The following is a 14,053-nucleotide window of genomic DNA, read 5'->3' as shown; positions in this document are numbered from 1 at the left end:
CAATGCTGTCAGCAATGCCGGGCCTTGACCCTTCCGGGCCCCACCGGGCCGCACTATATTAGGCCCATCATGGGACATTCACGACAGGAAGGCGGTTTCTCGGAAGCCCCACAGAAGCCGCTGGAAGGCTTCCCCGAAATACCGACGGCGGACGCGCTGCGCCAGCGGCCGGACCCGCGCGCCGACATGTCGGGCCCGCGCGCCGGGCTTGAGGGCCTGCGCCCGGACTTCGTCCCCAATGAGGTCTTCACCCCTTATCGCCCGCCGCGGCCCGAAAAGTCGGAAGGCGGCAGGCCGCTGGCGATCGTCTCCGATTTCGAGCCGCGCGGCGACCAGCCGCAGGCAATCAAGGACCTCGTGACCGGCGTCGACGGCGCCGACCGCGATCAGGTGCTGCTCGGCGTCACCGGCTCCGGCAAGACCTTCACCATGGCCAAGGTCATCGAGCGCACCCAGCGCCCGGCTCTGGTGCTGGCGCCCAACAAGACCCTCGCCGCCCAGCTCTATGGCGAGTTCAGGAGCTTCTTCCCCGAAAACGCCGTGGAATATTTCGTCTCCTATTACGACTACTACCAGCCGGAAGCCTATGTTCCGCGCACCGACACCTATATCGAGAAGGAATCCTCGATCAACGAGCAGATCGACCGCATGCGCCACTCGGCGACGCGCGCCCTGCTCGAGCGCGACGATGTCGTCGTCGTCGCCTCGGTGTCCTGCATCTACGGCATCGGCGATGTCGAGACCTATTCGGCCATGACCTTCACGGTGAAGAAGAACGAGCGCATCGCCCAGCGCCGGCTTCTCGCCGATCTCGTCGCCCTCCATTACAAGCGCAATGACGGCAATTTCGTGCGTGGCACCTTCCGGGTGCGCGGCGACACGGTCGAGGTTTTCCCGTCGCATTTCGAGGACCGCGCCTGGCGCGTCTCGCTCTTCGGCGACGAGGTCGAGGCGATCGTCGAGTTCGATCCGCTGACCGGCCACAAGACGGCCGAGCTCGAGCAGATCAAGCTCTATGCCAATTCGCATTATGTGACGCCAAAGCCGACGCTCGAGCAGGCGGCCTCGCGCATCAAGAACGATCTGCGCATCCGGCTCGAGGAGTTCAATGCCGCCGGCCGTCTTCTCGAAGCCCAGCGCCTCGAGCAGCGGGTGATGTTCGATCTCGAAATGATGATGGCGACCGGCTCCTGCGCCGGCATCGAGAATTATTCGCGCTATCTGACCGGCCGCAAGCCGGGCGAGCCGCCGCCGACCTTGTTCGAATATCTGCCCGACAATGCGCTGGTCTTCGTCGATGAGAGCCATGTGACCATTCCGCAATTGGGCGGCATGTTCCGCGGCGACTACAATCGCAAGGCGACGCTGGCCGAATTCGGCTTCCGGCTCCCCTCCTGCATCGACAACCGGCCGCTGCGCTTCGAGGAATGGGACGCGATGCGGCCGCAATCGGTCTATGTCTCGGCGACGCCGGGCGCATGGGAGATGAACCGCACCGGCGGCGTCTTCACCGAGCAGGTCATCCGCCCGACCGGCCTCATCGATCCGCCCGTCGAGATCCGCCCGGTCAAGAACCAGGTCGACGACCTCATCGCCGAATGCCGCGAGGTGGCGAAGAAGGGCTATCGCGCCCTCGTCACCGTGCTCACCAAGCGCATGGCCGAGGATCTGACCGAATACATGCATGAGCAAGGTGTCCGCGTGCGCTACATGCATTCCGACATCGACACGCTGGAGCGCATCGAGATCATCCGCGACCTGCGCCTCGGCGTCTTCGACATCCTGATCGGCATCAACCTGCTGCGCGAGGGTCTCGACATTCCCGAATGCGCGCTGGTCGCCATCCTCGATGCCGACAAGGAAGGCTTCCTGCGCTCCGAGACCTCGCTCATCCAGACCATCGGCCGCGCCGCGCGCAATGTCGACGGCAAGGTCGTTCTCTATGCCGACCATGTGACGGGCTCGATGGAGCGCGCCATGGCCGAGACCAATCGCCGGCGCGAGAAGCAGCAGGCCTATAACGAGGCGAACGGCATCACCCCGGCGAGCGTCAAGAAAAGCATCGCCGACATCATGTCGTCGGTCTATGAGCAGGATCACGTCACCGTCGATTCGGGCCTCGCAGAGGACGGCGCCCCGCTGGTCGGCCACAATCTCGAGCGCGTCATCTCCGACATGGAGAAGCGCATGCGCGAGGCCGCCGCCAATCTCGAATTCGAGGAAGCGGCGCGCTTGCGCGACGAGGTCAAGCGGCTGCGCGATGTCGAGCTCGCAGTGATGGACGATCCCCTGGCGCGCGACCCGATGGACGAGCCGCGCCGCGGCGGCGGCTCCAACCTCAAGCCCGCCACGGCCTCATGGCCCTCGCCCAAACCGATGCGCCGCGCCGGCTCGAAAGGCGGAAGGCCGGGGACGAGGACGTTCAAGAAGAGCGGCAGATAGTTCGGTCAACCGCTTTCACGCCCCCTCCCAGCGGGCTGCGAGCCTACTGCGTGACCCTCTGGCCGCCCGACGTCTCGATCCATACCGAGGAGCCGGACTTTCCGAGCCTGCCGCGAACGACATAAGTCTCGCCGGCCTCAGGATTGAATTTCACCGTCCGGCGGGTCTCGTAAGTCGGATTGAACAAGGTGCTGATGGGTGCCGGATAGTAGACAAGCCCCAGCAACTCCACGGTCATCGGCTTGATGGGCACGCGCCGCTCGTGCTCCCTGACCCGCATGCCCATGCCCAGCCCCTCGCTCGCCGACGCGGTGCGGCTCAACGCATTGTCGATCGGCTTTCCATCGACCTTCACCATGGAGAAGATCTCTGCCTTGTCGGACTTGAAAAACCCTCCGCTGACGAAATTGGCGTTGCTGTCCTTCACCACCGCCGTCGCGCCGGCATAGTCGTCCGGCACGAGCTTTGCCGCGCACCCCGCGACCAGCACCACACACAAGCCCGCCAACAGATCCCGACGCTTCATTCTCCGCCCCCTTAGGTTGCCGAAACCTATAAACCATATTTCTGCGCGCAGACAAGACGACAGATATGTGATATATTGTGTACGCCGGTGGCTAGGCTTATTCTTCGCGTCGCGGAATAAACACAGTGAGTTCCGATGCAAGCTCGCGCCGCCAATCTATCGGCCATTGGCTTCGATGCCGACGACACGCTGTGGCAGAACGAGCAATTCTACAAGCTGACGGAAAAGCGCTTCACCGCACTCCTGGCCGACTATGCCGAGGCCAACGATCTCTCGAGCCGCCTGATCGAGGCCGAGAAACGCAACCTCAAGGCCTATGGCTTCGGCATCAAGGGCTTCACCCTCTCGATGATCGAGACCGCCATCGAGGTGACCGAGGGGCGCGTGCCGTCGAGCGTCATCCACCAGATCGTCGATGCCGGGCGCGATCTTCTGAACCACCCGATCGAGCCATTGCCGCATGCGCGCGCCACGCTTGAGCAATTGAGCGGCGACTACAGGCTGGTTCTGATCACCAAGGGCGACCTGTTCGACCAGGAGCGCAAGCTGGCGCAATCGGGTCTGGGCGAGCTGTTCAGCGCCATCGAGATCGTCAGCGACAAGACTGTCGCCACCTATGAGCGGATCTTCTCCCGCCATGGCGACGGCCCGCAGCAGAGCATGATGGTCGGCAATTCGCTGAAATCCGATATCGTCCCCGCCATCCGGGCCGGCTGCTGGGGGGTCTATGTGCCGCATGGCCTGACCTGGGCGCTGGAACAGGACGAGGTGCCGGCCGAGGACCCGCGCTACCGGCATATTACCCATCTGGGCGAGCTGCCGGATATCGTGCGCCGGATCGGCTGACCGGCCGGCCCCATCAAACTCATGATTCGAGGGCGCTTTCGGGCACGACGCTGCCGCGGCTCGATGTCCCTTGCGGCCCTCTGGTCCTGCCCTGTTTTTGCCCTATCGGCACGTCACCCTGAGCCAATCTTGCCCTCCGGGCGTAACTGTGACACATGGCGGCCCGGCAGAGGGTAAAGGACTGGGAAATGACGAATTATTCGGGATGGGCCGTGATTGTCGCCGCCATGCTGTCGGTGGCGGGCTGCAGTTCGTCCGACACCAGCGGCATCAAGATCCTGAGCGGCGGCGGGCCCGCAGCGGCGTCCGCCAATGCCACCCCGCAGGCACAGCCGATCCGCATCCTTTCCGCCGAGGAGATCCGCGCCACCCTGATCGGCAAGACCTGGCAATATACCCGCGCCGAGTCGAGCGGCTTCGTCACCTATAATGTGGATGGCTCGCTCTCCTATCAGGACGACGTGAAGGGCGAAGGGCGCGGTACCTGGTCGGCCGTCCAGGGTGAGCTGTGCCAGAGCATCGGCGGCCAGCCCACCGAATGCAGCGAGTTCAAGAGCACCGGCGATGCCTATCATTCGGGCAAGATGCGCCTCGTCGGCGTGTGATGCGATCTTCACAGGAGTAATGATGACGACCGGCTTGAGCAGGCGGCGCCTTCTGGCGTCCGGCGGCGCAACTATTCTGGGCATGGTGGCAACGGGTGCCGGCGCCCAGAGCCAGATGGAGCAGATCCGGCGCGAGCGTGCCTATGATGACCTCATCATCTTCCCGCCCACCGACCTGAGCAAGGTGCCGAAGAAATTCCGTCGCCAGATCGTCCCCTATGAAGGCCGCCACTGGCCGGGAACCATCATCGTCGATACTGCCGAACGCCATCTCTATCTCATTCTCGAGAACCGCCAGGCCATTCGCTATGGCGTGGGTGTCGGGCGCGACGGCTTCCGCTGGGCCGGCCTCGCCGATGTCGAGCGCAAGGTCATGTGGCCGCGCTGGACGCCGCCGCCCGAAATGGTCGAGCGCGATCCCAATGCGGCGAAATGGAAGGACGGCATGCCCGGTGGTCCCGACAACCCGCTCGGCGCCCGCGCACTTTACCTCTTCCAGAACGGCCGCGATACGCTCTATCGTCTGCACGGCACCAACGCCCCGCAAAGCATCGGCAAGGCCATGTCGTCCGGCTGCATCCGCATGATCAATGAAGACGTCATCGAGCTCTACAACCGCGCGCCGATCGGCTCGCGCGTCGTCGTCCTGGCGCAGGGGCTGTAGATGGCGGCACGCATCGCACCGATCGCGATGCTTGCCTTGCTGGCCGCCGCCTGCACGGCCGACGGACCAGGCTTCCAGCCGCTGTCCCAGCGCCCCGCCGGCAAAGGCATCGTCTATGTCTACCGCCCCGAGGGCAAGACACTCGGGCGCGGCGAGACACCCTATATCGAGATTGCCGGCAAGAACCTGGGCATGCTCAAATCCGGCGGCTATCTGTCGGCGACACTGCCGCCCGGCGAGCACGATGTCACCGTGCGCCAGTCCCTGCTCTTCGTCCCGACCATCTGGGACACGGTCACCGTCGCTGTCGCCCCGGGCAGCGTCAGCTATGTCCGCGTCGACCAGCGCGTGACCAAGGTCGGCAATGCCGGCTTCTTCTCCGCCATGCAGAAGGTCACGATCGAGGAAGTCTCCGCCGACATCGGCCAGAGCGAGATCACCGAGACAAGGCAGAATTAGCAAGCGCTGATCAGAACAATACGCACCATTCTCCCTCCACCGCCGAAGGCGGGGAGGGTGGCGCGCGGAACGCGCGACGGGTGGGGTCTCTCCGCAAGGGAAGTTTCTCACGCAAAGTTCGGGCATGCTATTTGGGCTAATCTGGCAAAACGCGACGGCGGAGAAACCCCACCCGTCCGCCCTGCGGGCGTCCACCCTCCCCGCGCTTCGCGCGGCGGAGGGAGATTGCCTAACTCAACTCACTGAGAAACGGATTGCTGCGGCGTTCCTCGCCGATCGAGCTCGCCGGCCCGTGACCCGGCAGGAAAGCCACGTCATCGCCGAGCGGCAGCAGCTTGTCGCGGATCGAGGCGATCAGCGTCTCGTGGCTGCCATAGGGAAAATCGGTGCGCCCCACCGACCCCTGGAACAGCACATCGCCCATGAAGCAGAAGCGATGCGCGCCGTTGAAGAGCACCACTGACCCGGGCGTATGGCCCGGACATTCGAGTATATCGAACTCGAGCGCGCCCACAGTGACCTTGTCGCCTTCCTTGAGCCAGCGGTCGGGGGTGAAGGCGCGGGCCTCATAGCCATACTGGGCACCTGACTTCGGCAATCCCGCAAGCAGAAAGGCATCTTCCGTATGCGGACCTTCGATCCTGACCTTGAGCCGGTCGCGCAGCTCCGCGGCGCCGCCCGCATGATCGATATGGCCATGGGTGAGCAGGATCTTCTCCACCGTGACCTTGGACTTCTCGATGGCCTGCATGATGACATCGACATCGCCGCCGGGATCGACGACGGCACCGATATGCGTGTCGTCGTTCCATAGCAGCGAGCAGTTCTGCTGGAACGGCGTGACGGGAATGATCATGATTTTGGGGCGTGTCATGGCTTGGGTGCATAGCGGCGGCGCGCGTCATGCGCAAGGCACAGGGCTGCACTTGCGAAGATGGAGGCGGAACCGCTAGAGGAAGGGCCGAAGCAACCATGCTCATACTCATCTCGAGGACCAGCAATGTCGGCGCCCCTGCCTTTTGCGCAGCGCTACCGGACGATTGTCGCGGCCATCGCGACGATCGCCTGTTGCGACATTGCCATGGGCCTGACGCTTCAGCTCCTGCCGCTGCTCATGGAGCAGAACAAGGTGCCGGCCTGGATCATGGGGCTCAACGCCGCCATGGCGCCCTTGGGGATCATGCTGGGCGGCCCCTTCCTGCCGCGCCTCGTCTCCCGTCTCGGCTCGAAGCGCGTCGTCCATGTCTCGATCGTCGCGATCATGCTGACGCTGGCCTGCTTCAAGCTGTTTCCCGGCATCTGGGCCTGGTTCGTCATCCGCTTCCTCTTCGGCATGGCGGCCGGCACCTTGTTTACCGTCAGCGAAGCCTGGATCCTGAGCGGCGCCGAGACCGGCAGTCGCGGCCGCGTCATGGGCTTCTATACCAGCATCCTCGCCATCACCTTCTCGGTCGGACCGCTGATCATTCCATTCACCGGCATCGATGGCTGGCTGCCCTGGCTCATCGGCATCGCCTGCGTCGGGGCGAGCGCCATTCCCCTCGCCTTCCTGCGGATTTCCGAAGACGCTTTCCAGCATAAGGAAGGCTCGGGCTTCGTCGCTTTCGTCAGGCGCGCGCCCCTGCTCCTGTTCGCGGTCGGAACGCTGACTTTCTTCGACGCGGTGATCCTGTCCTTCTTCCCCATCTTCGGGCTGAGATCGGGCCTCTCGGTCGAGCAGGTGACCCTGATCCTAGGCGTCGCCATCATCGGCAACGCACTGCTGCAGGTGCCGATCGGTCTCCTCGCCGACAGATGGTCGCGGATGGGCGTGATCATTCTTTCCGCCGTCATCACCGCCGTGCTCGCCATGACGCTGATCTGGACCATCGGCAACTGGCTGATCTGGCCGGTCATGCTGATCCTCGGCACCACGGCCTTCGCCATCTATACGGTGGCGCTCGCCATACTGGGCGATCATTTCGAAGGCCCCGACCTCATTGCCGGAGCAGCCGCCTTCGCCGCCATGTGGGGCATTGGCGGGCTGCTGGGGCCTCCGATCGCCGGCGCCGCCATCGACGCCTTCGGCATCAACGCGATTCCGGTGACCATTTCGCTGGTCTATGTCGTCCTGCTCCTCGGGCTCTCTCTGTCGGGCGGCAAGTTCGTGCGGAGCCTTGCCCATGGATAGGCGGCGCTGGATCAACCTCTTCGCCGCCATCGCCGCGATCACCGTATTCGGCTTCGCGCTCGGCCTCATGTTCCCGCTCCTTTCCCTCGTCATGGAGAAGAACGGCGTGCCGCCGAAAGTGATCGGCTACAACACCGCGATGCAGCCGCTCGGCATCCTGATCGCCGGCTTCATCGTGCCCTCGCTGACGCGGCGCTGGGGCACCAGGCCGGTGGCGATCGCCGCCGCCATCCTCACCGCCGCGCTGATCCTCACCTACCCTTTCACGCCGATCTTCTGGGGCTGGTTCGCGATGCGCTTCATCCAGGGCTTCGCCGTCGCCATCCTGTTCTCGGTGAGCGAAGCCTGGGTGGTCGAGGCCGCGACCGGCCCGGCACGTTCGCGCATCATGGCGATCTATACGGGCGTTCTGTCGCTCAGCTTCGGCCTGGGCCCGACGCTCATCAGCCTGACCGGCATCGACAGTTCCTTGCCGTTCTTCATCGGTGCCGCCGTCCTCCTCGCCGGCACCGTGCCGATGTTCTCCTATCGCCAGACTGAGGCTTTCGCCGCCGGCGCGGAATCGAGCGGACTTTCGATCCTCGGTTTCGCCCGCCTGGCGCCGATTCTCATCGTCGCCGTCGGCATGTTCGGCATCATCGATGCCGCCAATCTCGGTTTCCTGCCGGTCTATGGCGTCAAGAAAGGCCTCAGCCAGGAAACCGCGGCGCTCATGGTGACCGCCTTCATCGTCGGCAATGTCGTCCTGCAGTTCCCCATTGGCTGGATGGCCGACAAGTGGAGCAAGCGCGGCATGATGGGCGCCTGTGCCATCGCCACCGCAATCGGCAGCGCGCTCATACCCTGGGCTTTCGGTACGTGGTTGATCTGGCCCTTATTGGCGGCGACGGGCGCGGCCTCCGCCGGCATCTACACGCTGGCCCTGGCCGAGCTGGGCGAGCGCTTCTCCGGACATGAGCTGGTGGCCGGCACCACCGCTTTCTCCACCATGTGGGGAGGCGCCGCGCTGGTCGGCGCCCTGCTCGGCGGCTGGGCCATCGACCGCTTCGGGCCGGACGGCCTGCCCTATGCGATCGCCGCCGTCTTCCTGGGATTCATTGCGGCCATCGCGATCCGCTCCATCTTCAGCGCGCGAGTCCCGACGCGCGCTTGAGATTGTCATAGATGCGCCGCGTCATGGCGCTCATCCGCGGCATCAGCGGATAGGCTTCGGCCGTCACCCGCGCATAGGCTCCGGGCCCGAGCTCGCGATCGAGGGAGGCGATATAGCTCGGGAGCGACTCCCAGCTCGCGACGGTCTGCGCCGAGAATTCGGCATGGAACTGGAGGCCGAGCGCGTGGTCGTCGACCGCGATCGCCTGGATCGCGGCTCTGGGCGAGGATGCCAGCACGCTGGCGCCCGGCGGAGCGGCCTTCACTTCCGCATGATGCCACTGCATCACCTTATGGGTGCCGCTGAGCCCGGCGAACAGCGCATGACTTTCCGCCTGGCCATTGACCGTAACCTCATGCACGCCGACCTCGCCCTCCCGGGCAAGGCCCACCTCGCCGCCCAGCGCATCCGCCAGCAGCTGATGGCCGAGACAGAGGCCGATATAGGGCTTGGCGCGCTCGCTTACCCATTCGCGGATCGCCTGCTTCTCGCCTTCGAGCCAGGAATGCTCGCCGGTCTCCCACACATCCATGGCACCGCCCAGGACGAACATCAGGTCATAGTCCTGAAGCGGCGGGATCGCCTGGCCTTCCCACAGCCGTACCGAGCGGGGCTCGATGCCGTCCTCGACGAAATAATCGAGGAAGCGGCCGGGCGTGTCGTGATTCATATGCTGGAGCACCAGCGCCTTCTTCATGGCCGGCCTCCCCGCACCGGAGGCAATACGAGCCTCTCGGCACGGCATTGCCGCCGCTCGTTGCTGCCGCAGGGCCGCAAGGTCCCATCCTTGTTGAAGCAGACGCGCAGCTCGGACAGCCGGGCGGCGCCGCGTGAATTGCCGCATTGGACGGAAAGCATGCCGGCGGTGAGATCGCGGTTGGTCTTGAGGAAGTCGGTGACGAGGTCCTGCGGGGTGGTGACGATCGGCGCCGTCGGCGAAAGATAGCGCGCCGGTATCTTGAGCTTGCCGAACAGCGCGCGGGTCAGGTCGAAATACCGGCGCATCCGCAAGCCGGAGCAGCCGCCATGCTTCTTCCACTCATGGATGATAAGCTTCTTCGACGGCATGATGTCGAGCATCGCGTCGATGAGGTCGTCCGGCACCCATTTCTCGCGCAAGACGCAGTCTTCCGGCCAGCCTTGCGCATATTGTGGCCATAGTCCGTGGACGACGAAGGCATAAGCGCGCCCGGTGCCGCATTGCTGGCGGTCATACTGGCCGGCATCGGATGCGCAATAGGTCGGCGACCACGAAAGCGATAGCGCGTAGTAGTCGAACTGGCCGGGCTGCGGGCCCCGGGCATGGGCAAGCGAGGCTAATGCGACGGCGGCAAGGGCGGCGAGGCCGGCAAGGAGATGGCGGCGAACACCGGCACCGATCCGGGCAGTTCGGCCTCTGGGCATGTGTCGGAGATTATTTGCCATGTCGGCACATTCTGGTTCATCTGGCATTGCGAAAGCTTGCCGCGGATGCAGACGATCTGCCCCTGGGTGAAAGCCTGGCCATTGGCTCGGCACGTGCAACTATGCGCCGCCGCCTGCTGGCCGGCCACCCCGGCGAGCGCCAGAGTGGCCATGAAGAGATAAGTCCGACCTACCCCATGTCTGCAGTCTAGCACAGATATGGGCGGTGCATAATCGCGGGCTCAGAGGAGCTGCAATTCCACCGCCTGGGGGCCGCGGCCACGCTTGTCCGGCTGGACCTCGAAGCTGATTCTCATGCCTTCGTTCAATTCGGGGATGCCCGAACGCTGAACCGCGGTGACATGCACGAATACGTCCTTGCCGCCACCTTCCGGTGACACGAATCCGTAGCCCTTGGCCTGGTTGAAAAACTTGATGGTGCCATTCTGGCGCATGCGGGGATTGCTCCTTGTCCCGTTTCCTCAACTGCCCCGTCACGGAATGTGAGCTTCCGAATACGGGAAGGCACAGCTCGTCAAAACAGCGGGAAAGGCAGTCAGCGGATGCATGCCCCCATGCCCCGTATTCAGTCTTCACCGGGTTCGAAACGCTTTGCCCGACCGGAGTCACATCTCTGTGATCCGGCGCGGGACTATGACCCAAGGCCGGTTTCTCGGCAAGGCTGATTTGGCGGCAACCAAGCCGCGTCTTAAGGCTTGCTCTTATGCCCACCCGGCCCTAATTCTTTCTCATCTATTCGAGGTTTCAATGCGGTCAACGATACGGCTGGTGTTGGGGGCGGCGAGTATGGTTATTGCGCTCGGGCCGGAGGCAGCGCGGGCGGCACCTTCCTTCTCGACGGCTTATTCCTACTACAGCGTATCGGGCACGACCGCGACCGGCATCTATGCGTCGCTGCTCCGGTGGCAGATAAATCGCAGCAGGCACTTTGCATCCACGTCCATCAGCATCGGCAAGCCAGGAACCGCCAGCTCGGCGAAAGGTTGCCGTGTCGACCATCTGCCGGTCAAATTCCTCATCCGTCTGCCAAAGCACAGTAACGAAGCCTCCCTGCCGGCGAATGACCGCCGCTTGTGGCAGCAGTTTTCCAGTTTCGTCAGGAAACACGAGGAGACGCATCGGGCCATCTGGATGGGCTGCGCGCGCAGCCTCTATGCCAGGGTCGCGGGCTTTCATGCCCGCAGCTGCGATGCGGCGGTGAAGAATGCGAAACGCGTCTTCGAGCAGACCCGCGGCACTTGCCTGAAGAAGGATGCCGCTTTTGACGCCGCAGAGAGACGACACTTTGACAGCCACCCCTTCATCAGGGCGGCTGAAGCGCCGATCTACAGGCCGATAAAGACCAGGCCAACCAAGCTCGTGGCGAAGAAGCGCAAGCGGTCCGTCTCCTTGCCGAACTGATCTTGGCCGCAGGGCGATCGGTGGCGTAGCGTCGGCTTTCCTCGGCAAGCCGCGACAGCCGGCAACCAAGTCTCGTCTTGGCGCTTGCGGCGAGAAGGCCTATGCCGCGACCGTGATGGAATCGACCCAGGAAGGCAGGCTGCAGCAGGCCAACAGTTGCCGCATGACGAATTACCAGATCAAGGCGGATTTCACCATTCGCCTGCCGAAGCTCGCCAATGAAAAAGCCCTTTCACCCGGGGTTCGCGACCGCTGGCAGCAATTCTCGGGCTTTCTCAGGAAGCATGAGGAGACACATCGCGCGATCTGGATGGACTGCGCCCGGGAGATCGAGGCCAAGGTGAGCGTATTGCGTGAGCGAAACTGCGACATGGTCGAGCGCAAGGCGCAGGCCATCCGCGACCAGATCCAGAAAGCCTGTACCCGTAAGCATGTCGCCTTCGATGCCTCCGAGCAGAAGCGGCTGGCCAAGCATCCTTTCGTGCGGATGGTTCTTTCGCCCGCCTACAAGCCGCTCAAGCCCAAGACCACGGCGCTCGCGGCAAAGAAGCGCAAGAAGTCGAGCGCGGCCTTGCTGAACTGATCAGGCGCCGGCGATCTCACTGCCCGCGATTATTGGATGACATCGGCGCCACCGGCGGTACCGGCGATCTCGTCTTCCTCGAAGATCTGCTGCGGATCGGAAGGCAGCACGGTGACGCGCGTGCCGATCGGCGTCATGCGGTAGAGCTCGACCACATCCTGGTTCAGCATGCGGATGCAGCCGGACGACATCGCCTTGCCGATCGATTTCGGCGCATTGGTGCCATGGATGCGGAACAGCGTGTCCTTGCTGTTCTGGTAGAGATAGAGGGCTCTGGCACCCAACGGATTGTCGGGTCCGCCCGGCTGTCCGTTCGCCCATTTGGCGGCATTGGGATCGCGCGCCACCATTTCGGCGGGCGGGTTCCAGGTCGGCCACATCTGCTTGGCGCCGACTTGCGCCTCGCCTGACCAGGAGAAGCCTTCCCGCCCGACGCCGACGCCATAGCGGATCGCCTGCTGACCGGGCAGGATCTTGAACAGATGCTTCGTCTTGGTGTCGACGACGATGGTTCCCGGCCACTCATGACCGAGATACTCGACCGTCTGGCGGCGGAACTCCGCCGGGATCTTCTTCAGGTCGACTTGCGGAATGGGAAAGGGATCGACCGTGCCGTCGGTGGTCGACATGTTCTCTTCCTGGCCGAAGCCGTTGCGTGACGCAAGGACAAGCCCGGCGCCGGCCACCATCGACCTGCCGAGAAATGAACGTCTTGTGATGAATTTTGCCAAACGACCCCTCCGTCCACGACCGCTGTTCTGCTTCTAACGCGCAGGAACGCATCTTGGTTCAATAGACTCGGAGAGCGGGCTGAATGGGGCTGTCTGATGGCTTTATTTTGACGCGCTGAGAACCCGTCCCGCCACCGCGTCGAGCTTCCCGAGCAGTTCTGGATCGCGCTTCTCGGGTGCCGTCATGATCGCATATTCGAGCGCCTGGTCGGAACCGACCTGGCAGGCCGGATGCTGGCGCGGAAAATCCTTGGCGAGCCGCGTCACGAAGCGCCGGGCATTCTCGCTGTTGCCTTTCAGCACGCGCAGGATCGACATGATGTCAACCTCGCCATGATGCGGATGCCAGGAATCATAGTCGGTCACCATCGCGACGGTGCAGTAAGGCAGCTCCGCCTCGCGCGCGAGCTTCGCTTCCGGCATGTTGGTCATGCCGATCACGCTGCATCCCCACGACCGGTAAAGTTGCGATTCGGCGAGGGTGGAGAATTGCGGGCCTTCCATCACCAGATAGGTCCCGCCGCGCGCGTAAGGCACGTTCTCCGCCTTGAGCGCCGCCTCCGCCAGGTCCTGCAATGTCGGCGACACCGGATAGGCGAGTGACACATGCGCCACGCAACCGGTACCGAAGAAGCTCTTCTCGCGCGCGAAGGTGCGGTCGATGAACTGGTCGACCAGCACGAAGTGCCCGGGCGCGAGCTCCTCGCGAAACGAGCCGCAGGCCGACAGCGAGATGATATCGGTGACGCCGGCCCGCTTCAGTATGTCGATATTGGCGCGGTAGTTGATCGTGGTGGGCGAGAAGCGGTGGCCGCGGCCATGGCGGGGCAGGAAGACCACCGGCAGGCCGTCGATTTCGCCACGCCGCAGCTGGTCGGAAGGCTCGCCCCAGGGCGAGGCGATCGTTTCCCAGCGGGCGTCGTCGATGTCGATGTCATAGACGCCCGATCCGCCGATGATGCCGAGAACCGATTTCGTCATTGCCCACCCCGTGGAGTTTTCCTGCGCCCGCGAATGATGTACAGCCTTGATCGGCGCATTGAAAGTG

At 63.9% G+C, this 14,053-nt stretch carries 17 protein-coding genes; 9 read left to right on the top strand and 8 right to left on the bottom strand.

Annotation, left to right across the window (positions count from 1 at the left end):
* The first annotated feature begins 69 nt into the window (after positions 1-69).
* A complete protein-coding gene (uvrB, locus tag DT068_RS09300) occupies positions 70-2,442 on the top strand; it encodes an excinuclease ABC subunit UvrB (RefSeq protein WP_368904591.1) in 2,373 nt (790 codons plus the stop codon).
* Positions 2,443-2,485: 43 nt separating this feature from the next.
* Here the strand turns inward: uvrB and DT068_RS09295 are convergent, their stop codons facing one another.
* Positions 2,486-2,968 (bottom strand): hypothetical protein, encoded by a 483-nt coding sequence (locus DT068_RS09295; RefSeq protein ID WP_162914095.1) that lies wholly within the window; start codon positions 2,966-2,968, stop codon positions 2,486-2,488.
* A 135-nt stretch (positions 2,969-3,103) separates the two neighbouring features.
* Here DT068_RS09295 and DT068_RS09290 point away from each other — a divergent pair, with 135 nt between their 5' ends.
* From DT068_RS09290 to DT068_RS09275, 4 genes are all read left to right on the top strand, one after another.
* Positions 3,104-3,814: an HAD family hydrolase gene (locus tag DT068_RS09290; protein ID WP_119389535.1), complete on the top strand. Its 711-nt coding sequence runs from the start codon at positions 3,104-3,106 to the stop codon at positions 3,812-3,814.
* Between the two features lie 188 nt (positions 3,815-4,002).
* Positions 4,003-4,419 (top strand): DUF995 domain-containing protein, encoded by a 417-nt coding sequence (locus tag DT068_RS09285; protein WP_119389534.1) that lies wholly within the window; start codon positions 4,003-4,005, stop codon positions 4,417-4,419.
* Positions 4,420-4,441: 22 nt separating this feature from the next.
* Complete coding sequence (locus DT068_RS09280) at positions 4,442-5,083, top strand: L,D-transpeptidase (protein ID WP_438816422.1); 642 nt, start codon at positions 4,442-4,444, stop codon at positions 5,081-5,083.
* Positions 5,084-5,542 carry a DUF2846 domain-containing protein gene (locus DT068_RS09275; RefSeq protein WP_119389533.1) on the top strand — a complete coding sequence of 153 codons (459 nt, stop codon included), beginning with the start codon at positions 5,084-5,086 and terminating at the stop codon, positions 5,540-5,542.
* A 229-nt stretch (positions 5,543-5,771) separates the two neighbouring features.
* Here the strand turns inward: DT068_RS09275 and DT068_RS09270 are convergent, their stop codons facing one another.
* Entirely contained in the window at positions 5,772-6,416 is a 645-nt protein-coding gene (locus DT068_RS09270; protein WP_119389532.1) for an MBL fold metallo-hydrolase, read from the bottom strand.
* Positions 6,417-6,542: 126 nt separating this feature from the next.
* Between DT068_RS09270 and DT068_RS09265 the strand changes: the two genes are divergently transcribed.
* A complete protein-coding gene (locus tag DT068_RS09265; protein ID WP_162914094.1) occupies positions 6,543-7,712 on the top strand; it encodes an MFS transporter in 1,170 nt (389 codons plus the stop codon).
* Entirely contained in the window at positions 7,705-8,865 is a 1,161-nt protein-coding gene (locus DT068_RS09260; RefSeq protein ID WP_162914093.1) for an MFS transporter, read from the top strand. Before DT068_RS09265 ends, DT068_RS09260 begins: the two co-directional genes overlap by 8 nt.
* On the opposite strand, the gene DT068_RS09255 is transcribed toward DT068_RS09260, so the two are convergent.
* The 4 genes from DT068_RS09255 to DT068_RS09245 form a co-directional block, all read right to left on the bottom strand.
* Positions 8,837-9,562 (bottom strand): type 1 glutamine amidotransferase, encoded by a 726-nt coding sequence (locus DT068_RS09255; protein ID WP_162914092.1) that lies wholly within the window; start codon positions 9,560-9,562, stop codon positions 8,837-8,839. The two genes, DT068_RS09260 and DT068_RS09255, sit on opposite strands and share 29 nt — an antisense overlap.
* The gene (locus DT068_RS09250) at positions 9,559-10,269 is read right to left on the bottom strand and encodes a ribonuclease T2 family protein (protein WP_162914091.1); all 711 of its coding nucleotides are present in this window, start codon (positions 10,267-10,269) and stop codon (positions 9,559-9,561) included. The genes DT068_RS09255 and DT068_RS09250 overlap by 4 nt, the downstream gene beginning before the upstream one ends.
* The gene (locus tag DT068_RS27955; RefSeq protein WP_162914090.1) at positions 10,182-10,442 is read right to left on the bottom strand and encodes a hypothetical protein; all 261 of its coding nucleotides are present in this window, start codon (positions 10,440-10,442) and stop codon (positions 10,182-10,184) included. Before DT068_RS27955 ends, DT068_RS09250 begins: the two co-directional genes overlap by 88 nt.
* A 69-nt stretch (positions 10,443-10,511) precedes the next feature.
* Positions 10,512-10,724 carry a cold-shock protein gene (locus DT068_RS09245; protein WP_119389527.1) on the bottom strand — a complete coding sequence of 71 codons (213 nt, stop codon included), beginning with the start codon at positions 10,722-10,724 and terminating at the stop codon, positions 10,512-10,514.
* A 199-nt stretch (positions 10,725-10,923) separates the two neighbouring features.
* On the opposite strand from DT068_RS09245, the gene DT068_RS09240 reads away from it, so the two are divergent.
* On the top strand, positions 10,924-11,691 hold the full coding sequence (locus tag DT068_RS09240) for a DUF922 domain-containing protein (protein WP_162914089.1): 768 nt from the start codon (positions 10,924-10,926) through the stop codon (positions 11,689-11,691).
* 16 nt (positions 11,692-11,707) lie between these two features.
* The gene (locus DT068_RS09235; protein ID WP_368904629.1) at positions 11,708-12,274 is read left to right on the top strand and encodes a DUF922 domain-containing protein; all 567 of its coding nucleotides are present in this window, start codon (positions 11,708-11,710) and stop codon (positions 12,272-12,274) included.
* Positions 12,275-12,303: 29 nt separating this feature from the next.
* Here the strand turns inward: DT068_RS09235 and DT068_RS09230 are convergent, their stop codons facing one another.
* Together DT068_RS09230 and DT068_RS09225 are read right to left on the bottom strand one after the other, a co-directional pair.
* The gene (locus DT068_RS09230) at positions 12,304-12,903 is read right to left on the bottom strand and encodes a L,D-transpeptidase (protein ID WP_438816424.1); all 600 of its coding nucleotides are present in this window, start codon (positions 12,901-12,903) and stop codon (positions 12,304-12,306) included.
* A 204-nt stretch (positions 12,904-13,107) separates the two neighbouring features.
* Positions 13,108-13,986, bottom strand: a complete 879-nt coding sequence (locus DT068_RS09225) for an S-methyl-5'-thioadenosine phosphorylase (protein ID WP_119389523.1) — start codon at positions 13,984-13,986, stop codon at positions 13,108-13,110.
* Positions 13,987-14,053: the final 67 nt, after the last annotated feature.

The organism is Taklimakanibacter lacteus (assembly GCA_003576695.1).
Classification (GTDB): domain Bacteria; phylum Pseudomonadota; class Alphaproteobacteria; order Rhizobiales; family Aestuariivirgaceae; genus Taklimakanibacter; species Taklimakanibacter lacteus.
This window is presented reverse-complemented; position numbering and strand designations above follow the sequence as displayed.